General features: G+C 71.4%; 20 protein-coding genes. 11 read left to right on the top strand and 9 right to left on the bottom strand.

The genetic code is table 11. The annotated features are described in order from the left end of the window. Positions 1–6: 6 nt before the first annotated feature. The 6 genes from ACZ4UU_RS05265 to ACZ4UU_RS05240 all read right to left on the bottom strand — a co-directional run bounded on the left by ACZ4UU_RS05265 (position 7) and on the right by ACZ4UU_RS05240 (position 4,869). On the bottom strand, positions 7–1,164 hold the full coding sequence (locus ACZ4UU_RS05265) for a serine hydrolase domain-containing protein (RefSeq protein WP_468036588.1): 1,158 nt from the start codon (positions 1,162–1,164) through the stop codon (positions 7–9). Positions 1,165–1,268: 104 nt separating this feature from the next. Continuing rightward, a complete protein-coding gene (locus ACZ4UU_RS05260) occupies positions 1,269–1,718 on the bottom strand; it encodes an organic hydroperoxide resistance protein (RefSeq protein ID WP_468036586.1) in 450 nt (149 codons plus the stop codon). 107 nt (positions 1,719–1,825) lie between these two features. Further along, the gene (locus ACZ4UU_RS05255; protein ID WP_468036584.1) at positions 1,826–2,296 is read right to left on the bottom strand and encodes a MarR family winged helix-turn-helix transcriptional regulator; all 471 of its coding nucleotides are present in this window, start codon (positions 2,294–2,296) and stop codon (positions 1,826–1,828) included. Next, positions 2,293–3,060 carry an energy-coupling factor ABC transporter ATP-binding protein gene (locus ACZ4UU_RS05250; RefSeq protein WP_468036582.1) on the bottom strand — a complete coding sequence of 256 codons (768 nt, stop codon included), beginning with the start codon at positions 3,058–3,060 and terminating at the stop codon, positions 2,293–2,295. Before ACZ4UU_RS05250 ends, ACZ4UU_RS05255 begins: the two co-directional genes overlap by 4 nt. Further along, on the bottom strand, positions 3,048–3,809 hold the full coding sequence (gene cbiQ, locus ACZ4UU_RS05245) for a cobalt ECF transporter T component CbiQ (RefSeq protein WP_468036580.1): 762 nt from the start codon (positions 3,807–3,809) through the stop codon (positions 3,048–3,050). Before cbiQ ends, ACZ4UU_RS05250 begins: the two co-directional genes overlap by 13 nt. A gap of 1 nt (position 3,810) precedes the next feature. Continuing rightward, positions 3,811–4,869, bottom strand: a complete 1,059-nt coding sequence (locus ACZ4UU_RS05240; protein WP_468036578.1) for an energy-coupling factor ABC transporter permease — start codon at positions 4,867–4,869, stop codon at positions 3,811–3,813. Positions 4,870–5,039: 170 nt separating this feature from the next. Here ACZ4UU_RS05240 and ACZ4UU_RS05235 point away from each other — a divergent pair, with 170 nt between their 5' ends. After that, positions 5,040–5,417: an SsgA family sporulation/cell division regulator gene (locus ACZ4UU_RS05235; protein WP_468036576.1), complete on the top strand. Its 378-nt coding sequence runs from the start codon at positions 5,040–5,042 to the stop codon at positions 5,415–5,417. A 22-nt stretch (positions 5,418–5,439) separates the two neighbouring features. Here ACZ4UU_RS05235 and ACZ4UU_RS05230 read toward each other — a convergent pair whose 3' ends face one another. The 3 genes from ACZ4UU_RS05230 to ACZ4UU_RS05220 form a co-directional block, all read right to left on the bottom strand. Continuing rightward, entirely contained in the window at positions 5,440–7,122 is a 1,683-nt protein-coding gene (locus ACZ4UU_RS05230) for a penicillin-binding transpeptidase domain-containing protein (protein ID WP_468036574.1), read from the bottom strand. Positions 7,123–7,276: 154 nt separating this feature from the next. After that, the gene (locus ACZ4UU_RS05225; protein WP_468036572.1) at positions 7,277–8,917 is read right to left on the bottom strand and encodes a penicillin-binding transpeptidase domain-containing protein; all 1,641 of its coding nucleotides are present in this window, start codon (positions 8,915–8,917) and stop codon (positions 7,277–7,279) included. 101 nt (positions 8,918–9,018) lie between these two features. Further along, a complete protein-coding gene (locus ACZ4UU_RS05220; RefSeq protein WP_468036570.1) occupies positions 9,019–10,761 on the bottom strand; it encodes a dolichyl-phosphate-mannose--protein mannosyltransferase in 1,743 nt (580 codons plus the stop codon). Positions 10,762–10,823: 62 nt separating this feature from the next. On the opposite strand from ACZ4UU_RS05220, the gene rsmI reads away from it, so the two are divergent. The 10 genes from rsmI (at position 10,824) to ACZ4UU_RS05170 (ending at position 23,914) form a co-directional block, all read left to right on the top strand. Next, positions 10,824–11,672, top strand: a complete 849-nt coding sequence (rsmI, locus tag ACZ4UU_RS05215; RefSeq protein WP_468036568.1) for a 16S rRNA (cytidine(1402)-2'-O)-methyltransferase — start codon at positions 10,824–10,826, stop codon at positions 11,670–11,672. A 190-nt stretch (positions 11,673–11,862) separates the two neighbouring features. Continuing rightward, positions 11,863–12,273: a hypothetical protein gene (locus ACZ4UU_RS05210; RefSeq protein WP_468036566.1), complete on the top strand. Its 411-nt coding sequence runs from the start codon at positions 11,863–11,865 to the stop codon at positions 12,271–12,273. Between the two features lie 62 nt (positions 12,274–12,335). Further along, the gene (locus ACZ4UU_RS05205; protein WP_468036565.1) at positions 12,336–13,217 is read left to right on the top strand and encodes a TatD family hydrolase; all 882 of its coding nucleotides are present in this window, start codon (positions 12,336–12,338) and stop codon (positions 13,215–13,217) included. 142 nt (positions 13,218–13,359) lie between these two features. Further along, positions 13,360–14,790 carry a ubiquitin-like domain-containing protein gene (locus ACZ4UU_RS05200; RefSeq protein ID WP_468036564.1) on the top strand — a complete coding sequence of 477 codons (1,431 nt, stop codon included), beginning with the start codon at positions 13,360–13,362 and terminating at the stop codon, positions 14,788–14,790. A 66-nt stretch (positions 14,791–14,856) separates the two neighbouring features. Continuing rightward, positions 14,857–15,759 (top strand): 16S rRNA (adenine(1518)-N(6)/adenine(1519)-N(6))-dimethyltransferase RsmA, encoded by a 903-nt coding sequence (gene rsmA / locus ACZ4UU_RS05195; protein WP_468036563.1) that lies wholly within the window; start codon positions 14,857–14,859, stop codon positions 15,757–15,759. After that, positions 15,760–16,674, top strand: a complete 915-nt coding sequence (locus ACZ4UU_RS05190; RefSeq protein WP_468036562.1) for a 4-(cytidine 5'-diphospho)-2-C-methyl-D-erythritol kinase — start codon at positions 15,760–15,762, stop codon at positions 16,672–16,674. A gap of 241 nt (positions 16,675–16,915) precedes the next feature. Continuing rightward, positions 16,916–17,971, top strand: coding sequence for an N-acetylmuramoyl-L-alanine amidase (locus ACZ4UU_RS05185; RefSeq protein ID WP_468036561.1), 1,056 nt, complete (start codon positions 16,916–16,918; stop codon positions 17,969–17,971). 145 nt (positions 17,972–18,116) lie between these two features. Further along, positions 18,117–19,928 (top strand): ABC-F family ATP-binding cassette domain-containing protein, encoded by a 1,812-nt coding sequence (locus tag ACZ4UU_RS05180; protein WP_468036560.1) that lies wholly within the window; start codon positions 18,117–18,119, stop codon positions 19,926–19,928. A gap of 312 nt (positions 19,929–20,240) precedes the next feature. Beyond that, complete coding sequence (locus tag ACZ4UU_RS05175; protein ID WP_468036559.1) at positions 20,241–22,016, top strand: outer membrane protein assembly factor BamB family protein; 1,776 nt, start codon at positions 20,241–20,243, stop codon at positions 22,014–22,016. A 65-nt stretch (positions 22,017–22,081) separates the two neighbouring features. Continuing rightward, on the top strand, positions 22,082–23,914 hold the full coding sequence (locus ACZ4UU_RS05170; protein WP_468036558.1) for an outer membrane protein assembly factor BamB family protein: 1,833 nt from the start codon (positions 22,082–22,084) through the stop codon (positions 23,912–23,914). The last annotated feature ends 91 nt before the right edge of the window (positions 23,915–24,005 follow it).

Genomic DNA, 24,005 nt, shown 5'->3' with positions numbered 1-24,005 from the left:
GAGCCGTTACGCGAGCGCCAACCGCACCGCGCGGATCAACGCCTGTGCCCTCGGGTCCGCTGTCACCGTCTTGCGGAAGCCGTTCGTCACGTAGGCGAAGGCGATTCCCGACTCGGGGTCGGCGAAGCCGAGGGCGCCGCCCCGCCCGGGATGGCCGAAGGAACCCGGGCCGAGGAGCGGGGAGGCGGGGCCGTGCAACATGTAGCCGAGGCCGAAACGGGTGTTGACGACCAGGACGCGGTCCGGGCCCGCCGACTCCTGCGCACGGGCGGCCTCCACCGTCGCCGGGTCGAAGAGCCGTACCCCGTCGACCTCGCCGATCAACGCCGCGTAGAAGCGGGCCAGACCGTCGGCCGTCGCGATGCCGTTCGTCGCGGGGAGGGCGGCGGCGAGGTAGGCGGGGTCGTTCTGGTCGGGGAACGGGGTGATCGCGGCGAACGCGCGACGGGTGAGGGAGTCCGGGTCGTCGTAGGCCTCGGTGACCGACCGCTTCGGGCGTGAGCGCAGTCCACCGGCCGGTTCAGGACCGTCGACCCGGCCGGTACGGCCCACCCGTGCCGTCTCCGCCTCCGGCAGCCCCAGCCACAGGTCCAGGCCCAGCGGACCGGCGATCTCCGCCGCGAGCCACTCGCCGGCCCGGCGCCCCGTCACCCGCCGCACCAGCTCGTCCAGCAGCCAGCCGTACGTCAGCGCGTGATAGCCGTGATCGGTTCCCGGCTCCCACGCGGGCGCCTGCGCGGCCACCGCCTCGGGACCGCGCTCCGGATCCAGCGCCTCCTGGGGCGTGAGCGGCCGGTCCAGCACCGGCAGCCCGGCCCGGTGGTTCAGCACATGCCGTACCAGCAGCCGCTCCTTGCCGTACGCCTTGAACTCCGGCCAGTACGCGGCCAACGGAGCGTCCAGGTCCAGCTCGCCGCGCTGCTGGAGGATGAGCGGTACGGCGGCCGCGACGCCCTTGGTCGCCGAGCGCACGACCTGCGCGGTCCCCTGCTCCCAGGGCTCGGTCCCGTCCACGTCCTTGGTACCGGCCCACAGATCGACGACCTTGCGCCCGCCCCGGTACACCGCGACCGCCGCGCCCCGCTCCCCGAGCCCGGAGAAGTTCCGCGCGAACGCTTCCCTGACCGGCTCGAAGCCCTCGGCCACTGTGCCGTTCACGTCCACGTCCGTACTCCCTGCGCCTGTGCTCCACGGCCACCGCCAGCCATCCCAACACGACCACAGGCCACCCGATTCCGAACTGTGGCCGACATCTCGCCCTACGGCGTTCAGCCCAGCAGAATGCTCACGTCGACGTTCCCCCGAGTCGCGTTCGAATACGGGCACACCTCATGCGCCGCGTCCACCAGCTTCGCCGCGACGTCCGCGTCCAGCACCGGCAGGGACACGCTGAGGGCGACCGCGAGGCCGTAACCGCGGTGCTTGTTGGGGCCGATGCCGACCTTCGCGGCGACCGTGGAGCCGGTGAGGTCGTAGCCCTCCCGGTTGCCGACGAGGATCAGCGCGTTGTGGAAGCAGGAGCTGTAGCCGGCGGCGAACAGCTGCTCGGGGTTGGTGCCGTTGCCGTCGCCGCCCAGCTCCGGCGGCATCGCGACCTTGAGCTCGATCTGGCCGTCCTGGCTGGTGACGTACCCGTCCCGGCCACCGTGCGCGGTGGCCTCGGCGACGTACATGATCTTCGTCGGACGGGTGTCGACGGCGGTGCCCTCGTCGGTCATGGTTGGCCCTCCCCCAGAAATGAAGCGCACAAGTACATCGTGCACAAGGTACTGGCCGGTAGTGAGTCCGCTGTTACCAGGGGGCGGTAACCGTTGGTAAGCCGAGATCAGCGGTTGCGGTCGGCCGCCGCCGTCGCCTTCGTCGCCAGCCGCCACAGCTCCTCGCGCAGCCGCTCCACCTCCGGGCCCCCGAGCCCGGTCTCGGCGAGCAGGGCACCCGGCACGCGCGCCGCGCGCTCCCGCAGCGACTCTCCGCGCTCCGTGCACCTGACCAGCACCGACCGCTCGTCCCCCGCCGCCCGCTCCCGGCGGACCAGCCCCGCCGCCTGAAGCCGCTTGAGCAGCGGAGACACCGTGCCGTAGTCCAGCCGCAGGGCCCCCGCCAGCTCCTTCACCGTCGTCTCGCCGCGCTCCCAGAGGACCAGCAGGACGAGGTACTGCGGGTAGGTGAGCCCGAGTTCGTCGAGGAGTGGACGGTACGCGGCCGTCACCGCGCGCTGGGCGGCGTACAGCGCGAAGCACAGCTGCTCGTCCAGCAGCAGTGAGCCCTCGGTCCCGGTGCCCTCGTCGTTGGTCACGCGCCCATTGTCACGGACCGCGGATCGAAGCCGAACGGCAGCTCCAGGCGATGCGTGCGCATCAGCTCGTCGTCGGAGAGCAGCTCCGACGTCCTGCCGTCCGCCGCGATCACACCCTCGCTGAGGACGAGCGAGCGCGGGCACAGCTCCAGGGCGTACGGCAGATCGTGTGTGACCATCAGGACGGTGACGTCCAACGAGCGCAGGATGTCGGCCAGTTCGCGGCGGGAGGCGGGGTCGAGATTGGAGGAGGGCTCGTCGAGAACGAGGATCTCCGGCTCCATCGCGAGGACGGTCGCGACGGCCACCCGGCGGCGCTGACCGAAGGAGAGGTGGTGCGGCGGGCGGTCCTTGAACTCCGCCATGCCGACCCGCTCCAGGGCCCGGTCGACGCGCTCCTCCAGCTTCGGACCCTTGAGCCCGGCCGCGGCCGGGCCGAAGGCGACGTCCTCGCGGACCGTCGGCATGAACAGCTGGTCGTCGGGGTCCTGGAAGACGATTCCGACCCGGCGCCGGATCTCGGCCATGTGCTGCCTGCCGACGGGCAGCCCGGCGACCCGCACACTGCCCGTGCCGCCGCTCAGGATGCCGTTGAGGTGGAGCACGAGGGTCGTCTTGCCGGCGCCGTTCGGGCCGAGCAGCGCGACCCGCTCGCCGCGCGCGATGGAGAAGTCCACACCGAACAGGGCCTGGTGGCCGTCGGGGTAGGCGAAGGCCAGACCGGCCACTTCCAGGGAGGGAATCGGTTCCGTCACAGTGACCATCCCAGCAGACAGACGACAAGGGCGGCGAAGGGGAGGGCGAGGGCGTACGACCACTGCGCCCGGGACGCGGTCACCTCGTCGATCACCGGCATCGAACCGGCGTACCCCCGGCTGATCATGGCCAGATGTACGCGCTCGCCGCGCTCGTAGGAGCGGATGAACAGCGCGCCCGCCGACTTCGCGAGCACGCCCCAGTGCCGTACGCCCGTCGCCTCGAAGCCGCGCGACTCCCGGGCGATGCGCATCCGCCGCATCTCGTCCGTGATCACGTCGCCGTAGCGGATCATGAAGGACGCGATCTGCACGAGGAGCGGCGGCAGCTTCAACCGCTGCAACCCCAGCAGCAGTTCACGCAGCTCCGTCGTCGAGGCGAGCAGCACGGAGGCGGCGACGCCGAGGGTGCCCTTGGCCAGCACGTTCCAGGCGCCCCATAGTCCGCTGACGCTCAGCGACATGCCCAGCACCTCGACCCGCTCGCCCTCCGCCACGAACGGCATCAGCATCGCGAACGCGACGAACGGCACCTCGATCAGCAGCCGCTTCAGCAGAAACCCGGCTGGCACGCGCGCGAGGTACGCGACGAGCGCGAGCAGCACGGCGTACAGGCCGAACGCCCACATCGCCTCCCGCGGCGTCGACACCACGACCACCACGAACGCGAACGTCGCGGCTAGCTTGGTGTGCGGCGGCAGACCGTGCACGGGGGAGTGCCCGTGCCGGTAGAGCCGGTGCGCGTGCCCTGCGCCCATGTCAGACGCTCGTGCTCGTGGGTGACACGTCGGCCCCCTCGTCCGTACGCCGTCGGCGCACCGCCCAGAAGACGCCGGTGCCCGCGACGACGGTCGCGCCGACGCCGATCACACCGGCGAGACCGCCGGACAGCCGGGCGTTGTCGATGTCCTTGACGCCGTAGTCGGCGAGCGGGGAGTCGGCGCCCGCGTGCTCCTCGGCGGACTCCGAGAAGCCCTTGTCCTCGGCGACCTTCTCCAGACCGTCGGGGCTGGCGGAGGCGTAGAAGCTGACGAACCCGGCGAGGACGAGGGAAGTGACCAGGCCGCTGATCCACAGCGTGCGGCGCGAGGTCCGGGCCGCGACCGGCTGGGCGGACTCGGGCGCGGGGGCGTCGACGAGTTCGCCGCCTACCCGCAGCTTCAGCGGCCGGCGCAGGTCACGGGCCCCGTACACGAGGTCCGGGCGTACGGCGATGACGGCACCGATGGTCAGCGCGGTGATCGCGGCCTCGCCGATGCCGATCAGCAGGTGGACGCCGACCATGGCGGTGGCGACCTTGCCGATCGAGACGTCCGTGGTGCCGCCGATCCAGAACAGCAGCGTGAACGCGAGGGCCGCGGCCGGCACGGACACGATCGCGGCGACGAAGGAGGCGGCGGTGATCGAGCGCCGGGTCTTCGGCAGGACCTTCACCAGGCCGCGGAAGACGACGTAGGCCACGACGACGCCGACGATCGCCATGTTGGTGATGTTCACGCCGAGCGCGGTGAGGCCGCCGTCCGCGAAGAGGATGCCCTGCATCAGCAGGACGACGGAGATGCACAACGCGCCGGTGTAGGGGCCGACGAGGATCGCGGCGAGGGCGCCGCCGAGCAGATGGCCGCTGGTCCCGGCCGCCACGGGGAAGTTCAGCATCTGCACCGCGAAGATGAACGCGGCCACCAGGCCGGCCAGCGGCGCCGTCCGCTCGTCGAGCTCACGGCGCGCGCCGCGCAGGCTCACGGCGACCGCGGCCGCGGCGACCACTCCGGTCACGGCGGAGGTCGGGGCGTCTATGAATCCGTCAGGTACATGCACCTTTTGATGATAGTGGCTTGATGCGAACGGTTCGCAAGAGCGCGAGCCTTGCGTATCGCACGTGTGATATACGCCGGTCCCGACGGGCGGTTCCCGGAAGATATGCGACATTGGAGGGGGAGCGAAGGCACAGCTTTCGCACAGGTCACGCAGTGTGAGAGGGCCGTCCGATGTCTGTAGTCGAACAGTACGCCCGAGCCCACATCGTCACGGACGCGGACCTCCTCGCGGAGGAGCAGGACGCCGTTCCGGTCATCCTGCGCTATGACCCCGACATCGATCCGCGCTCGGTGCGCATCCGGTTGCCCGGGCGCGAGGCCCACGAGTACACCTTCTCGCGCTCCCTGCTGGAACAGGGACTGCGTGCCCCTGCGGGGAGCGGTGAGATACGGGTATGGCCGTGCGGCCGGGTGCAGGCCGTCGTGGAGTTCCACTCCGCGCAGGGGGTGTCGGTGGTGCAGTTCGAGTCGAAGGCGCTGATGAGGTTTCTGCGGCGGACGTATCTGGCCGCCGCACCCGTCGAACGCGAGGCTCAGCTCAGGCGCTGACGCCCGGCCGAGGTGCTCATTCTCAGCCGCCCAGCTTCAGCAGTTCCGCCACGATCGGCCCGGCCGTCTCGCCGCCGTGACCGCCCGCCTGGACCACGCCCGCCGCCGCCAGGTCGTTCCGGTACGCGGTGAACCAGCCGTTCGGCTTCTTCTGGCCGTCGACCTCCGCCGAGCCCGTCTTCGCGCCGACGTCGCCGGTGACCCCGGACATCGCCTCGGCCGCCGTGCCGTAGGCCGCCGTGTACGCCATCAGCTCGCGCAGCTGGGACAGCGTGGATCCGGACATTGAGCGGGAGGCGGTGGCGAGGGTGCGATTGTCGACCGACGGGGCCACCAGGTAGGGCTGCTTGAAGGTGCCCGTCTTCACGGTCGCCGACACCGACGCCATGTTCAGCGGGTTCATCCGCACGCCGCCCTGGCCGATGAGCGAGGCCGCCATCTGGGCCTGCGACTGGACCGGGACGGCGCCGTCGAAGGTCGGGACGCCGACGGACCAGTTGTTCAGGCCCAGGCCGAAGACCTGCTGGGCCTGCTTGGTCAGGCTGTCGTTGTCCAGCTCGGGGGCCTGGCTGATGAAGGCCGTGTTGCAGGAGCGGGCGAAGCTCGCCTTGAAGGTGCCGCCCTTGATCTCGAACTTGTCGTCGTTCTGGAACTTCCAGTGCCCGTAGGTGAAGTACTTCGGGCAGGGGTGCTGCTCGTCCGCCGACGCGAGGCCCTTCTCGATGAGCAGCGAGGAGGTGATGACCTTCATCGTCGAGCCGGGCGCGAGGGAGCCCTGGAAGGCGGTGTTGAAGCCGTGCGAGGAGTTCGCGAGGGCCAGGATCTCGCCGGTCGAGGGACGCAGGACGACGACCGACGCCTTGGACTTCGCGGCCACCTGCTTCTCCGCGGCCGCCTGCATCGCCGGGCTCAGCGTCGTCTTCACCGTGCCCGGGGTGCCCTTGCTCAGCTCCAGCAGGGTCTTGTCGGACAGCTCGGCCTTCTGGGACTCCTTGCCCCGGATCACCTGGAGCTCGACGCCCGCCTTGCCGCCGGCCTTGTCGCCGTACTTCTCGCGCAGCCCGTCCAGGACCGAGCCCAGCGACGGGTACTTGTCCTCGGTGATCTCGCCGCCGTCCCGGTCGAGGGCCTTGACCGGCGGGGTGCCGGACTCGGCGGTGACGAGGGTGTCGCCGTCCTTCAGGTCGGGGTGGACGATCGCCGAGTGCCACTCCACGAGCGGCTTGCCGTCCTCGGCCCGCCGTACGACCGTCAGCGAACTGTCGTACGCCAGCGGCTTGGTGGTGCCCTTGTAGGAGACGGTCCCCTTCACGGAGAAGGGGACCTTGTCGCCGGTGCGGGCGCCGGCGGTGAGGGTGACGTCCTTGATGTGGGCGTCCTTGGTGTAGCCGGTCAGCAGGGTCTTGGCGGCCGTGGTGTCGTCCGTGGCGGCGGACGCCTCGGTGACCCGGCCCTGCTGCCAGGCGCTGAGGAACTCGCGGGCCGCGGACGTGACCTCGGTCGCCGACAGGGGGCCGGTCTTGACGTCCTTCGCCTTGTCGTCGGCGCTGGCCGACGTCGACTGCGTACGGCTGTCGGCGACGGCCCCGCCGCCGAACAGCGCGTAGGCGCCGAACCCGGCGCCGCCGACGACCACGGCGATCATCCCGCCGAGCACGGCGGGGTTGGTCTTCCGTCGCTCAGCGACGCGCCCTCTGTTGCCCACTGCTTTCCGTTCCCTCGCGTATTCCAGGGGCCCCCGCCGCCCCGCCGACCTGAGAGCCTGTGAACGGACCCCCGCCTGCGCTGCGGCGTCCGCAGGCTCTCCCGCATACCAACGACGAGGACCACCCTAGAGTCCCGTGCCCCGGGGGTTCAGTTCAGCCGGACGCTCGTAGCACGTCTGCGACAATCGGGCCCGCCGCGTCGCTGCCGTGGCCGCCCTGCTGGGCCATGGCCGCGGCCGCCACGTCATTGCGGAATCCGGTGAACCAGCTGTCCGAGGTGGCCTCTCCGTCGACCTCGGCGGAACCGGTCTTGGCGCCGATGTCACCGCTCAGCCCGGACATGACCTGCACGGCGGTGCCCTGGGCCGAGGTCGCGGTCAGCCGCATCATCTGCTTCAGCTGGGCGACGGTGCTCGCCCGCAGGCCGTCGGCGGTGGCGAACGGCCGGTCGTCGAGGTCGCGCGCGACCAGATACGGCTGCCGGAAGGTGCCCGTGATCGCTGTGGCCGTCACCGACGCCATGTTCAGCGGGTTCATCTGGACCTGGCCCTGGCCGATGGCGTTGGCCGCGCGGTCCGGGCCGGTGGAGGCGGGGACGTTGCCGTCGAAGGAGGTGATGCCGGTCTTCCAGTCGCCGCCGAGCCCGAACCGCTGCTCGGCCTCCGCCGTCAGCGAGGCGTCCGAGAGCGGCTTCTCGTCGACGAGCTTGATGAAGGCCGTGTTGCAGGAGCGCATGAAGCCGGCCGCGAGGGTGGCGCTCGCGCTCTCGTCCGGCTTCATGCCGGTGAGGTTCTTGAAGGTCTGGCTCTGCCAGGTCGCCGTGTCCGGGCAGGGCGCGGGCCCGTTCATCGTGGTCACGCCGTTGTCGATGAGCATCGCCGCGGTGATGATCTTCATGGTGGAGCCGGGCGGGACGGTTCCCTCGAAGGCCGCGTTGAAGGCGTCGCCACGATGGTTGGCCACCGCCAGCACCTCGCCGGTGCTCGGCTTGACGGCCACCACCGAGGACTGGGCGTACCGCTTCACCGCCTTCTCGGCCGCCGCCTGCACGCTCGCGCTGAGCGTCGTCTCCAGCTTGCCGGGCTTGCCCTTGGCGAGGGTCAGCAGCGAGGTGTCCGGCGACTCGTCGGCGTGCCGGATCGCCAGCTCGATGCCGGGGGTACCGCCCGCCTTGCTGCCGTATCTGTCGCGCAGGGTGTCCAGGACCGGGCCGAGGGAGGGGTACTTCTCCTTCGTCAGCACGGTGCCGTCGCGGTCCACGGCCTCGATGGGCGGGGCCGAGGCCTCGCCGGTGACGAGCCTGTCGTCCTTCTTCAGCTGCGGGTGGATCACGGTCGGCTGCCAGTCGACGAGGGCCCGGCCGGTGGTGATGCCGCGCACCACCTTGAGCTCGCTCTTGTAGGTGAGCGGCTTGGACTTGCCGTCGTAGGTGACCTTCGCCTTCACGGTGAAGGGCACGGTGGCGCCGGTAGCCCTGCCGGGCGTGATCTCCACCCCGGTGATGTGCGCGCCCTCGCTGAAGGACGTCAGCACCGGCCCGGCCGCCGCGTCGTTGTTCGTGTACGCCGCCGCCTGGGCCGCCTCCCCCTTCTCCCAGGCCGCGAAGAACTTGGCCGTGGTCTCCTCGACCTCCTCGGCGCTCGGCGGCCCGGACCGCACCGGCGCCGGCCCTCCCTGGCCGGTCGCCCCGCCGCCGTTCAACGCCGACATGATGTTGTACGCGCCGTATCCGGCCCCGCCCACCATCACGGCGAACACGCCGCCTATCACGGCGTTTCTGACCCCCTTGGACATGCGTCCCTCCCCGTTTTCGTCCACCGAACTGTAAGTGGCGTGGGGGATAAGTGGGGGAGCTGTTTTCTTTTGTTGACCGAATGAACGTCCGATTCGTTGCCCTAGACCCAGGTGTCCAGCCACATCCGGGACCGCCAGCTGTCTATCGGGATCGCCGTGCCCGTGTAGAGGGGCCAGAAGTAGATGAAGTTCCAGGCGATCAGCAGCACCAGGACGCCCGCGCCCGTGGCGCCGGCCACCCGGCGGGTGTCGCCCGAGCCCGGTGGGCCGATGATCGCACCCAGGAGCATGGCCACGGCCAGGCAGAGGAAGGGCAGGAAGACCACGGCGTAGAAGAAGAAGATGGTGCGTTCCTGGTAGAGGAACCAGGGCAGGTAACCGGCCACGACGCCGCAGGCGACGGCCCCGGCCCGCCAGTCGCGGCGGAAGGCCCAGCGCCACAGGACGTACAGGACCGCGAACGCGGCCACCCACCACAGCAGCGGGGTGCCGAGCGCCAGCACCTCGCGCGCGCACTTCTCGCCCGCGTCGGCGGGGCAGCCGTCCTTGCCGGGCGCGGGGGACTCGTAGAAGTACGACACCGGGCGGCCGACGACGAGCCAGCTCCACGGGTTGGACTCGTAGGTGTGCGGCGACGACAGGCCGACGTGGAACTCGTACACCTGGGACTCGTAGTGCCACAGGCTCAGCCACCAGTCGGGGAACAGCCACGACCAGCTGCTGCCGCGGCCGTCGGCGCCCGCCCAGTCGCGGTAGTAACCGCCGGTGCCGTCGGTCGGGGAGAGGATCCAGCCGGTCCACGACGCGATGTAGGTGACGATCGCCACCGGCACGGTCGCCAGGAAGGCGAGGCCCAGGTCGCGCTTGAGCACCGCGGTGTAGGGGCGGCGGGCACCGGCGACCTTGCGGGCGCCGACGTCCCAGAGCACGGTCATCAGACCGAAGGCGACCAGGAAGTACAGGCCGTTCCACTTGGTGCCGATGGCCAGGCCCAGCATCAGGCCGGCCAGCCAGCGATAGGGACGCCAGCCCAGCCGCAGGGTCTCGGCGACGTCCGCGTCGGGGCGGACCCGGCCGTCGGGGTCGGCCGGCAGCGCGGCGGCGAGTCTGGCGCGGGCCCGGTCCCGGTCGAGGACGAGGCAGCCGAACGCCGCCAGCACGAAGAACATCAGCACCCCGTCGAGCAGCGAGGTGCGCGCCATCACGAAGGCCAGCCCGTCCACCGCCATCAGCGTGCCGGCGAGGCAGCCGAGGAAGGTCGAGCGGAAGACACGACGGCCGATGCGGCACAGCATCAGCACGGCCAGGGTGCCCAGCAGCGCCGTCATGAACCGCCAGCCGAACGGGTTGAACCCGAAGATGAGCTCGCCCAGCCCGATGACGTACTTGCCGACCGGCGGATGGACGACGTACGCCGCGTCCGTCGGGATCTTGACCTGGCTGCCGATGTCGAGGATCAGGTCGTTGGCGTTCTTGTCCCAGTTGACCTCGAAACCGCGGTGGACCAGCGCCCAGGCGTCCTTGGCGTAGTACGTCTCGTCGAATATCACCGCCTTGGGGCTGCCCAGGTTCCAGAACCGCAGCACCCCGGCGAGCAGCGTCACCAGCAGCGGACCGATCCAGCCCGACCAGCGCGCGATCCGCTCGGCGAGCGGGCGCGGTACGCCGAGGAACTGCCACATCCGCGGGCTGGGCTGGACGTACGGCGGCACGAGCCGGTCGCGGACGTCGCTCCGGGGCGCCGCCGTGTAGCCGAATCGGCGCAGCCGCTGCTGCCACGACGGCCGCTGCTCGTGGGTCGCCTGGCCCTGCCGGGTGTCCGTGGAGGACGCGGTACTGGTCACCGCGCCATCGTAGGGAACACGTCTGTGACAGTCGCGCGGATGCGCCCTGCGAGGATGGAAACGTGACAGGAACCCTTGTTTTGGCAGGCACCCCCATCGGCGACGTCAAGGACGCCCCACCGCGGCTGGTCGAGGAACTCGCCGGCGCGGACGTGATCGCCGCCGAGGACACGCGCCGGCTCAAGCGCCTCACCCAGGCGCTGGACGTGCAGCCGACGGGGCGGGTCGTGTCGTACTTCGAGGGGAACGAGGCCGCGCGGACACCCGAGCTGGTCGAGGCCCTGCTGGCGGGCTCGCGGGTGCTGCTGGTGACGGACGCCGGGATGCCGTCCGTGTCCGACCCCGGGTACCGGCTGGTCGCGGCCGCGGTGGACAAGGACGTCAAGGTCACCGCGGTGCCGGGGCCGTCCGCCGTGCTGACCGCGCTCGCCCTGTCGGGGCTGCCCGTCGACCGGTTCTGCTTCGAGGGGTTCCTGCCGCGCAAGGCCGGCGAGCGGCTGTCGCGGCTCAGGGAGGTGGCCCAGGAGCGGCGGACCCTCGTCTACTTCGAGGCCCCGCACCGCCTCGACGACACCCTCGCCGCGATGGCCGAGGTGCTCGGCGCCGACCGGCGGGCCGCCGTGTGCCGGGAGCTGACCAAGACGTACGAGGAGGTCAAGCGCGGCGGACTCGGGGAGCTCGCGGCCTGGGCGGCCGAGGGAGTGCGCGGGGAGATCACCGTGGTCGTCGAGGGCGCGCCGGACAAGGGCGCCGAGGAGGTCGACGCCGCGGAGCTGGTACGCCGGGTTCGCGTGCGCGAAGAGGCGGGGGAGCGGCGCAAGGAGGCCATCGCGGCGGTGGCGGCGGAGGCCGGGCTGCCGAAGCGGGAGGTCTTCGACGCCGTGGTGGCGGCCAAGAACGCGGGGGCGTGAAACGCCGTGTGAGCAGGGCGTATATCGCATGAGCGCGCGCCCCATGCGGGGGTAAAGGGAGCCGGGCCTTTCGGCAAGGAACGTCCAAGTCGCCCCCAACAGTGGACAGATGGCGTGCGTTCGCTCCTGCGGAGGAGTCCACTGGGTGGTGGGACGCAACCCGTCCCACCAGCGGACCACAGGAGCTGGCATGAGCGAGATCACCGGACACACTGGCCTTCGCAACGGTGCGACCGCCGTCGTCAACGAGTCGTACTCCTTCGCCTGCATGCGTTGCGGGCACGGCTGGGAGCAGTCGTACGAAATAGAGCACCACATAGACGGCGAAGGCCGTGAGTTCGTGATGTACGTGGCCGACGGCCAGGTCGTGCCGTCGCCCCTGAGCCGGCCCACGTGCCCCAACTGCGACAACCACCTCGTCCGGATCATGCGTCCGGGGCGGGTCTCGTCGGTGCGCGACGCGGTGCACCAGCAGCGCCGGGTGCCGCCGGCCGGTCCCGTGGAGGTGCCGGGCGTGCCGTCGAACGGTGCGGCGTCCAAGGAGGACCACCACTGGCACCTCTCCGACCTCCTGCACGTCTTCCACCGCAAGGCGAGCTGAGCCCGGCGCCGGCGCGCAAGGCCGACCCGTTCGACGGCATGCTCCTTTCGTAGGATCGGGGCATGCCTTCGAACACCCCCGACAAGCACGCCGCCCCGCCGCTCCCGGAGCCGCTCCGGGTGCCGGTCGCCGACTCGCACACCCACCTCGACATGCAGTCCGGCACGGTGGACGAGGCTCTGGCCAAGGCGGCGTCCGTCGGGGTGACGACGGTCGTGCAGGTGGGCTGCGACGTACGCGGCTCCCAGTGGGCGGCCGAGACGGCGGCGCGGTACGACGCCGTGCACGCGACCGTCGCCCTGCACCCGAACGAGGCGCCGCGCATCGTGCACGGGGACCCCGACGGCTGGTCGCGGCAGGGGGCGCGCGAGCCCGGGGGCGCGCGGGCGCTCGACGAGGCGCTCGCGGAGATCGACCGCCTCGCCGCGCTCCCGCAGGTCAAGGGCGTCGGCGAGACCGGCCTCGACCACTTCCGCACCGGGCCCGAGGGCAAGGAGGCGCAGGAGGCGTCCTTCCGCGCCCACATCGAGATCGCCAAGCGGCACGGCAAGGCCCTGGTCATCCACGACCGCGAGGCCCACGCGGACGTGCTGCGGGTGCTGAAGGAGGAGGGCGCCCCCGAGCGGACCGTCTTCCACTGCTACTCCGGCGACGCCGAGATGGCCGAGGTGTGCGCCCGCGCGGGCTACTACATGTCCTTCGCGGGCAACGTCACCTTCAAGAACGCCCAGAATCTGCGGGACGCGGTGGCGGTGGCCCCGCTGGAGCTGCTCCTCGTGGAGACCGACGCGCCCTTCCTCACGCCGGCGCCGTACCGCGGACGGCCCAACGCGCCGTATCTCATTCCGATCACGGTGCGCGCCATGGCCGCCGTCCGGGGGATCGACGAGGACGCGCTGGCGACGGCCCTCGGGGCGAACACGGCACATGCCTTCGGCTACTGACGGATAACCGCCGCATAACGCTCGCAGGGGTACACCTCCGACTTGTCGCGACTGTCGGTAGTCGCGTCGCTTTGGAGAGTTTTCACCGCTCCGCTAGGTTCTGGGGGCCCTGAAACGGACCCCTCCGCTGGAGCGTGTCGTCGTGAGCAACGCGCAGTACGAGACGTATGGCCCGAGCCCGGCCCACCGGCCCCCGGGGTACGGCGGCTTCGACCCGCACAGCGTCCAGACGCTGGCGTACGGCGTTGCGGGCGGGCCGGCGACGCATCCGACGCGGACGGACACGTACAGACCCGCGTACGAGGGGTACGAAGGGTACGGCGGCTACGAGGGATACGAAGGGCGTGACCCGTACGGCGCCCGCGAGGACACCTACCGGCCCGCCTACGAGGAGCCCGAGACGGCGTACGAGCCCGTGGTGCGCCCCCGCAGCGGCCGGCGCGCCGCGCACCGGCGCAGGGCGCGGCTCGCCGAGCGGGGCGACGGACCCATGCGCCGGCTCGTCCCGCAGGCCCTGGTCGTGGCCTTCCTCGCGGGCGGCACGAGCGCCTTCGTCGCCAAGGACAAGGCGATCGAGCTGAACGTCGACGGCAAGCCGCGCACCCTGCACACCTTCGCCGACGACGTCACCGAACTCCTCCACGAGGAGGGCGTCGAGGTGGGTGCGCACGACGCCGTGGCACCCGCCGCCGACGCGGCCCTCACCAGCGGTGACGAGATCGCGGTGCGCTACGGGCGGCCCGTGCGGCTCACCCTCGACGGGCAGCGGCGCGAGGTGTGGACGACGGAGCGGACGGTGGAGGCGGCGCTGCGGCAGATCGGAGTGCGCGCGGAGGGGGCGTACGTCTCCACGTCGCGCTCCCGGCGCATCGGGCGTGAGGGGCTCACGCTGGACGTGCGGACCGAACGCGCCGTGACAATCATGGCGGACGGCCGGGCACGCACCATCCGCACCAACGCCGCGACCGTGGGCGAGGTCGTGCGGCAGGCGGGCATCACGCTGCGCGGACAGGACACCACCTCCGTCCCCCAGGACAGCTTCCCGCGCGACGGGCAGGCGGTCACGGTCCTGCGGATCACCGGCCGCAAGGAGATCCACGACGAGGCGATCCAGTTCGCCGTGCAGCGGGTCGAGGACCCCTCGGTGTTCAAGGGCACGGAGGTCGTCGAGCGGGCGGGCCGGCTGGGCCTGCGCCGGGTCACGTACTCCCTGCGCACGGTCAACGGCGTCAAACAGAAGCCACGGCGGATCAGGTCCGAGGTGGTGCGCGAGCCGCAGACCCAGGTGGTGAAGGTCGGGACCAAGCCGCTGCCGACGTCCGTGCGCGCCGCCGGAGGGCTGAACTGGGACGGGCTGGCGGCCTGCGAGTCCGGGGGGCGGCCGGACGCCGTGGACTCCTCGGGGAACTACGGCGGGCTGTACCAGTTCGACACCCAGACCTGGCGGAACCTCGGCGGCAAGGGCCGCCCGCAGGACGCCCCGGCGGAGGAACAGACGATGCGGGCGAAGAAGCTGTACGTGCGGCAGGGGGCCAGTCCCTGGCCGCACTGCGGGGAGCGGTTGCACGGGTGAGTCACGCGGGCGGGGTCGGCCACGGGCGGACGAGTGCGGCCCGTGGCGACCCGTACCCTTGTGGCCGTGAGCAGCAGCCCCACCCCCGACGCCCTTCTGGGCCCCGCCGACGTCCGTGAACTGGCGGCCGCCCTCGGTGTGCGCCCCACCAAGCAGCGTGGCCAGAACTTCGTGATCGACGCGAACACGGTCCGCCGTATCGTCCGCACCGCGCAGGTCCGCCCCGACGACGTGGTGGTGGAGGTCGGCCCGGGACTCGGCTCCCTCACGCTCGCCCTGCTGGAGGTGGCCGACCGCGTCACCGCCGTCGAGATCGACGACGTCCTGGCCGCCGCGCTGCCCGCCACCATCGCGGCCCGCATGCCCGAGCGCGCCGGCCGTTTCGCGCTGGTGCACTCCGACGCGATGCACGTCACGCAGCTCCCGGGCCCGCCGCCCACCGCGCTGGTCGCGAACCTCCCCTACAACGTGGCCGTCCCGGTCCTCCTCCACATGCTCGCCACCTTCCCGAGCATCGAGCGCACCCTCGTCATGGTGCAGTCCGAGGTCGCCGACCGCCTCGCCGCCGCACCCGGCTCCAAGGTGTACGGCGTGCCGTCCGTGAAGGCCAACTGGTACGCCGAGGTCAAGCGGGCCGGAGCCATCGGGCGCAATGTCTTCTGGCCCGCCCCCAACGTCGACAGCGGGCTCGTCGCCCTGACCCGGCGCACCGAGCCGATCAAGACCACCGCCGCCAAGCGCGAGGTCTTCGCCGTCGTCGACGCCGCCTTCGCCCAGCGCCGCAAGACGCTGCGCGCCGCGCTCGCCGGATGGGCGGGCTCGGCCGCCGCCGCCGAGGCCGCCCTCGTCGCGGCCGGCGTCTCCCCGCAGGCCCGCGGAGAGGCCCTGACGGTCGAGGAGTTCGCGCGCATCGCGGAGCACAAGGAAGCCGCCACCCGGTCCGCCGCCCGGCACGAGGAGTCCGAGTAAGTGAGCGCGAGCGTCGCCGTCCGCGTCCCCGCCAAGGTCAACGTCCAGCTCGCGGTCGGCGCCGCCCGCCCCGACGGCTTCCACGACCTGGCCAACGTCTTCCTGGCCGTCGGCCTCTACGACGAGGTCACCGTGACCCCGGCCGACGAACTCCGGGTCACCTGCGAGGGGCCGGACGCCGACCAGGTCCCCCTCGACCGTACGAACCTGGCCGCGCGGGCGGCGATCGTCCTCGCCGAGCGCCGGGGTCTCGAACCGGCCGTCCATATCCACATCGCCAAGGACATCCCGGTCGCCGGTGGCATGGCGGGCGGCAGCGCGGACGGCGCGGGTGCGCTGCTGGCCTGCGACGCGCTGTGGGGGACGGGCGCCTCCCGCGAGGAACTTCTCGGCATCTGCGCCGAGTTGGGCAGCGACGTGCCGTTCAGCCTGGTCGGCGGGGCGGCTTTGGGTACCGGGCGAGGCGAGAAGCTGCGCGTGCTCGACATGGGCGGCGTCTTCCACTGGGTGTTCGCGATGGCCGGCCGGGGGCTGTCCACCCCCGCCGTCTTCCGGGAGTTCGACCGGCTCGGCGAGGGCACGGTCATCCCCGAGCCCGTCGCCTCCCAGCCTCTCCTCGACGCCCTCGCCAAGGGCGACCCCGACGCGCTCGCCGCCGCCGTCTCCAACGACCTCCAGCCCGCCGCCCTCTCCCTCTTCCCGGAGCTCGCCGACACCCTCGCCGCGGGCCGTGCCGCCGGTGCGCTCACCGCGCTGGTCTCCGGCTCGGGCCCGACGACGGCGTTCCTCGCCCGCGACCCCGAGTCGGCGGCGAAGGTGGCCGAGACCCTGCGGACGTCCGGCACCTGCCGCGCGGTGCGCACGGCGTCGGGGCCCGCGCCGGGCGCCACCGTCGTGCGGATCACCGGAGCGTGACGCCGTACTCACAAGTAGGCGTTCTTTGCCCGATCTCCACACGAATGTACTGCGCTCGCAGTACACGTGGGGCGGGTGGGACCGTTAGGGTCGCTTGACGTTTCAACTGCCGGGCCGTGTCTGTCCCGTGTCCGGCCCCCCACCGTCAAGTGCACTTCTGGAAGGGGACACTTCCGTGTCCGAATCCCCCACCCCAGCCCAGCCGTCTCACCGTAGAAAGCGCTCGCTGTCTCGTCGTGGCGTGATCGCCGCGGGCGGTGCCGTGGCCGCCGGAGCCGCGATCACGCCGATGGTGTTCGCGGCCACCGACTCCGGCGAGAGCGACAACTCCGCGTCCGGCTCCGGCGATTCCGGTACGACGCCGGAGAAGTTTCCCGCCACCCGGACCGAGGCCGCCACCGGCACCGGCGCCGCCACCACCGCCTTCGCCGCCTCCTACGTCGGGGTGCGCTGGTCCGGCGCGGAGACGGGCGCCGCCATCCGGCTCGCGGACGGCGGCTGGCAGAACCTGCACCGCGGCTGCGCGACGGTCGAGAACGGCGGCACGGCCCTGGTCGCGGCCGGCAACGCCACCGCGTACGAGGTCAAGGCCCCGAGCGGCATCGAGGGCGTGCGCTCCCTCGCGATCGACACCACCGACGGCCCGAACCGCACCGTGCAGGTGCCGAGCGAGCCCACGCGCGTGCGTGGCGTCCGCTACCTCTCGCGCGCCGCCTGGGGCGCCGACGAGTCCAAGCGGTTCAAGCCGGACGGCTCGGTGAACTCGCCCGAGACGTACTACCCGCTCCAGATGATCACGGTCCACCACACCGCGACGCCGAACGACGACCCCGACCCGGCCGCGACGGTACGCGCGATCTACGAGTACCACGCGATCACCAACGACTGGGGCGACATCGGCTACCACTTCCTCATCGACGAGGCGGGCAACGTCTACGAGGGCCGCTACTCCGGCGACGACGGCATCCCCGCCTTCAACCCGGACGGCGACCTCGTCACCGGCTTCCACTCCGTCGGCTACAACTCCGGCGCCCTCGGCATCGCCCTGATCGGCAACCTCGACACCCAGGCCCCGACGGACGCGGCCAAGGCCTCCCTGATCCGCCTGATCAAGGTGATCGCCCGGTTCAAGGGCCTGGACCCGCAGGCCCAGGTCACCTACACCAACCCGGTCAACGGCACCAAGAAGGACACCAACACGGTCGGCGGTCACCGCGACTACTTCGACACCGAGTGCCCCGGCCAGATCATGTACGACCTCCTCGGCGAGGTCCGCGCGGCGGCCGCCCGCCGCTGACGCCGAGACGGCACGGCACACCGGTACGCCCCGGGGACACGGGGGATCCCCGGGGCGCACCCGTGCCCGGAAATCCCCGCGGTGCCGGGCCGTCGGTGGGCGCGACTACCCTGGAGGGTCGATCGTCCCCCTGGGCAGGAGAGAAATGGCCGTCAACCTGGTCAATGTCGAGAACGTCAGCAAGGTGTACGGCACCCGTGCCCTGCTCGACGGTGTGTCGCTCGGCGTCTCCGAGGGGGATCGCATCGGAGTCGTCGGGCGCAACGGCGACGGCAAGACGACGCTGATCCGGATGCTGGCCAAGCTGGAGGAGGCCGACACCGGCCGGGTCACCCACTCCGGCGGACTGCGGCTCGGCGTGCTCACCCAGCACGACTCGCTCGACCCCGAGGCCACCGTCCGGCACGAGGTCATCCGGGACATGGCCGACCACGAGTGGGCCGGGAACGCCAAGGTCAGGGACGTACTCACCGGGCTCTTCGGCGGCCTCGACCTGCCCGGCTTCCCGCAGGGCCTCGACACCGTCATCGGCCCGCTCTCCGGTGGCGAGCGGCGGCGGATCGCGCTCGCCAAGCTGCTCATCGAGGAACAGGACCTGATCGTCCTCGACGAGCCCACCAACCACCTCGACGTCGAGGGCATCGCCTGGCTCGCCCAGCACCTGCGCGAGCGGCGCTCCGGCCTCGTCTGCGTCACCCACGACCGCTGGTTCCTCGACCAGGTCTGCACCCGCATGTGGGACGTCCAGCGCGGCGCCGTCTACGAGTACGAGGGCGGCTACTCCGACTACGTCTTCGCCCGCGCCGAGCGCGAGCGCATCGCCGCCACCGAAGAGGTCAAGCGGCAGAACCTGGTCCGCAAGGAGCTCGCCTGGCTGCGCCGCGGCGCCCCCGCGCGGACGTCCAAGCCGCGTTTCCGGGTCGAGGCCGCCAACGAGCTCATCAAGGACGTGCCGCCGCCCCGGGACAGCAGCGAGCTGATGAAGTTCGCCTCGTCCCGGCTCGGCAAGACCGTCTTCGACCTGGAGGACATCACCGTCCAGGCCGGCCCCAAGGTGCTGCTCAAGCATGTGACATGGCAGCTCGGCCCCGGCGACCGGATCGGCCTCGTCGGTGTCAACGGCGCCGGGAAGACCTCCCTTCTGCGGGCGATGGCCGAGGCGGCCCGGACGGACGGCGAGACCCAGCCCACCGGCGGCCGCATCGCCGTCGGCAAGACCGTCAAACTCGCCTACCTCTCCCAGGAGGTCGACGAACTCGACCCGAACTGGCGGGTGCTGGAGGCCGTGCAGGCGGTGCGCGAGCGCGTCGACCTCGGCAAGGGGCGCGAGATGACCGCCGGTCAGCTGTGCGAGACGTTCGGGTTCGGCAAGGAGAAGCAGTGGACGCCGGTCGGGGACCTGTCCGGCGGTGAGCGGCGGCGGCTCCAGCTGCTGCGGCTGCTCATGGACGAGCCCAACGTCCTCTTCCTCGACGAGCCCACCAACGACCTCGACATCGAGACCCTCACCCAGTTGGAGGACGTCCTCGACGGCTGGCCGGGCTCGATGATCGTCATCTCCCACGACCGGTTCTTCATCGAGCGCACCACCGACCGGGTGTTCGCCCTGCTCGGCGACGCCACCCTGCGGATGCTGCCGCGCGGCATCGAGGAGTACCTGGAGCGCCGGCACCGGATGGAGGCGCAGGTCGCCGCCGCCGCGACCTCCGGTCCGGGGGCGGAGAAGGTCGTGCCGGAGAAGAGCGCGGCCGATGTGCGGGCCGCGAAGAAGGAGTTGCAGCGGATCGAGCGGCAGCTCGACAAGCTCTCCGAGCGGGAGAGCGGGCTGCATGCGCGGATCGCCGAGAACGCCACGGACTTTGCGAAGGTCGCCGAACTCGACGCGGAGTTGCGGGACTTGGCGGGGCAGCGGGATGAGCTGGAGATGCGCTGGCTGGAGCTTGCGGAAGGCGCGTAGCGGTTCACGGGGCGACTACGGAAGCGTCGCTGGGGGGCTGTTGTCGTGTGCGGCGCCGTCGTGGCTGGTCGCGCAGTTCCCCGCGCCCCTTCACCGGGGCGCTGCGCGCCTCTGGTGAAGGGGGCGTGAAGGCGGATAACGGGGGCATCACGGGGCGGTCCTCCCTTGGGAACAGGGGCTGATACGGCCCGGTGCGCTGTCGGTGGCGGGTGATAGAAAGAGCCGTCTGAGAACAGTCTGAGAACCGTCGGTGTGGCGGAAACGTGACGGCACAGGACGTGGCACCACACCGGTCACAAGGGGGAACCGCTCATGAGCCAGCCGCCCAACCAGCCGCCCCAGGGCGGTTTCGGCGCACCGCAGGACCCGCGGCAGGGTGGCTTCGGCGCACCGCAGCCGCCGCAGGACGCCCCGCAGACCCCGCCCCCGCCGCCGCAGGGTCCGCCCCAGACGCCGCCGCCCCCGCAGGGCCCGCCGCCCGGTGCCCCGCAGCCCGGCTACGGCTACCCGCAGCAGCCCGGCCCGTACGGCCAGCCGCCGCAGCAGCCGGGGCCGTACGGCTATCCGCAGCAGCCCGGCCCTTACGCTCAGCAGCCCGCCCAGGGTTACGGCTACCCGCCCCAGCCGCAGTACCCGGGCGCCCCGCAGCCCGGCTCGCGCAACCCCTTCAAGGGCAAGCCCGCCCTCGCCGTCGGTGCGGCGGTCGCGGCGCTGGCGGTCATCGGCGGCACCGTGTTCGCGGTGACCCGCGGTGGCGACGACGACCCGAAGAAGCCGGTCGCCCAGGAGAGCGGCGACTCGAAGAACACCGGTTCCCCGACCGACGACCCCGACAACGGCGGTGGCGGTGGCGGTGGAGCCGACCCGGAGAACCTCAACGGAGGCCGTGAGTCCGGCGACTCAAGGGTGCTCTGGTACAAGGAAGCGCCCGACGCGCCCGGCTCCGGCGCCGACGCCCCCGGCATGTGGATCACCGACAAGACCGCGGTGAAGGCCGCCTACAAGCAGGTCTTCGCCTACAACGTCGGTGACGGCGAAGCCACTTGGGACCCGATCTCCTTCCCCGAGAAGATCTGCGCGGTCACCCCGCAGAAGTCCGCCGACGACAAGGTCGTCGTCGCGTACATGAGCGGCGGCAGCGACCGCGCCAAGTGCACCCAGCTCCAGCAGATCGACCTCAACACCGGCGCCAAGGGCTGGAAGGCCGAGGTCGCCCAGGGCGCGCTGTTCGACAGCACGCTCGACGTCGAACTGTCCATCACCGGCAAGACGCTGCTGGTGGCCCGCTCCCAGTCCGGCACCGCGTACGACATCAACAGCGGCGAGAAGCTGTGGGACAAGAAGCGGTACGGCGACGCCTGCTTCCCGGACGCCTTCGCGGGCGGCGAGAAGCTGATCGCCGTGGCGGGCTGCAACGCCAGCCGCAGCAACGAGCACGACGAGGTGCAGGAACTCGACCCGGCGACCGGCAAGGCCAAGTGGACCTGGCAGTTCGCCAACGGCTGGAAGGTCGCGCGCGTCTTCTCCGTCGACCCGTTGGTCATCTACAGCACCAACAAGGACAAGAAGCAGTGGAACATCTCCACCTTCGGTGCCGACGGCAAGCGGCGCTCGCAGGTCGACGTGCCCCTGGAGATCGGCGCCCAGTGCGGCTGGGCCATCCTCCAGCGTGACCTCCAGGGCTGCACCGGCGTGGCCGCCGACGCCGACACCCTCTACATGCCGACCAAGGCCGTCACGGGCCCCAACGAGATCGTCGCGATCAACCTCGCCAACGGCAAGGAGAAGTGGCGCGTGAAGTCCCCGGCGGACGAGTCGATGCTGCCGATCAAGGTCGAGGACGGCAAGCTCATCGCCTACGTCGAGCCGTCGTACGACGCGGGCGGCCAGGTCGTGTCCATCCCGGTCAGCGGCAGCAGCCCCCAGCCGACGAAGCTGCTGCAGAACCCGGCGAGCGCGTCGGACGTCGAGCGAGGCTTCTTCACCAAGGCGTTCGACTGGGCCGACGGTCGCTTCTACCTCTCCAGCACCCGGCTGAACGGCAACGACGCCGCCAAGGAGAAGTTGATTCTCGTCTTCGGCAAGTGAGGCGTGCCCCGCACATCCCCCTCGCTGCCGCCCCTTTCGTCCCCCTCCCCTGAGGTACCCACGCCATGACCCAGCCGCCGCCTCCGCCGCCGAACCAGCCCCCGCAGGGCGGGTTCGGCCCGCCACAGGACCAGCCGCCCCAGCAGCCGGGGAGCGGCGGCTTCGGCCCGCCTCAGACCCCGCCGCCGCCCCAGGCCCCGCCCCCGCAGGGCCCGCCGGCCGGCTACGGCTACCCGCAGGCGCCCCAGGCGCCCCAAGCCCCGCAGACCCCTCCGGGCGGCTACGGCTACCCCGGCCAGCAGCCGTCCGCCCCGTACGGTCAGCCGCAGAACCCCTACGGTCAGCCGCAGGCCCCGTACGGTCAGCCGCAGCCGCCCGGCTACGGCTATCCGCAGCAGACCGTGCCGCTGCACCACCAGGCCGGCGGGCCCGGTGGCGGCGGTGGCAGGTCCAGCTCGCAGCTGGCCGTCATCGTGGCCGCGGCCGTCGTGGTGATCGCGCTGATCATCGGCGGTGGCGTGTGGTACGCCAAGTCCGGTGACGCCGGCAAGGACGACACCGCCGGCTCCAGCGGCGGCACCAGTGGCGGTTCGGACGGCGAGGGCGGCGGCGCGGGCGGCGACACCCCCGACGGCACCGAGAAGGTGCCCTCCGACACCAACTCCTCCGTCCTCTTCCAGGTCCCCGCGCCCAAGGTCGAGGACGACACCAGTGTCGTCGTGTCCGGCTCGTGGCTGACCGACAAGGCGTACGTCAAGAGCGGTGTCTCCGAGATCGTCGGCTACGACCCCGACAAGGGCACCAAGCTCTGGACCATCCCACTGCCCGGACCGGTCTGCCAGGCCAGCAAGCACGTCAACGACGACAACCTCACGGCCGTCGCGTTCCAGCCCGGCAAGCCGACCAAGGACAAGCCCTCGTACGGCTGCAGCGAGGTCGCGGCGATCGACCTCGACGCCGGCAAGAAGCTGTGGACCAAGCACGCCGAGGTGGACGGGTCGACGATCCGCTTCGACAACATCACCGTCAGCGGGAACACCGTCGCGGCCGGCGGCACGCGCGGCGGCACCGCCTTCGACATCGAGTCCGGCAAGCAGCTTTGGGTCCCGAAGGCCGACGACGGCTGCTACGACCTCGGGTACGCCGGGGGCGAGAAGCTGGTCACGATCCGCAAGTGCGGCTCCTACCAGCAGCCTCAGCTGCACGTCCTGACGGTCGATCCGAAGTCCGGCTCGGTGATCTCCGAGTACAAGATGGCCGAGGGCGTCGAGTACGCCAGCGTGATCTCCACCGAGCCGCTCGTCGTGGCCGCGGAGGTCGGGGACACGGATTCCATCGGTCTCTCGGACGTCTTCTCGATCGACAACAAGACCGGCAAGCTGCGCATCCGTATCTCCGTGCCGAGCGACCAGTTCGAGGCCCGCTGCTCCGGTGTCACCACGATCGAGCAGTGCAAGGGCGTCGTGGTGGGCAACGACCGGCTCTACGTCGAGACCAAGCAGCACGACGGCAGCCGTGGCTCGTACGGCATGACCAACGAGATCGTCGCCTTCGACCTCGCCACCGGCAAGCAGACCGGCCAGCGCGCGGACGCGGGCGACCGCTACACGATGACACCGCTCCGCATGGACGGCGGCAACCTGATCGCCTACAAGCGGCCGCCGTACGACAAGGGCGGGCAGATCGTGAGCATCGACGGCGGCACGTTCAAGGAGACGAAGCTGCTGGAGAATCCGGCGTCGAGGTCGGTGCGGGATGTGGAGACGCGGTTGTCTCCGCAGTACTCCGAGATCATCTACTCGCAGGGGCGGCTGTACATGTCCGCCGTGTACGCGAGCTCGTCGACGAGTTCGGACATTCGGAAGGTGCATGTGGTCGCGTTCGGCGCGCAGGGCTGAGGTCGGTCGGGGTCAGGTGGCGTTGTCGGTGCGGTGTCGGCGCGCACGGCACCGCCGCTGCCCGCCGCCGCAGCGGGCGAGGTGCCGCCAG

The organism is Streptomyces sp. NPDC028907 (genome assembly GCF_055564995.1).
Note: the sequence above shows the minus strand (reverse complement) of the source record. Positions and strands in the feature narration are given on the sequence as shown.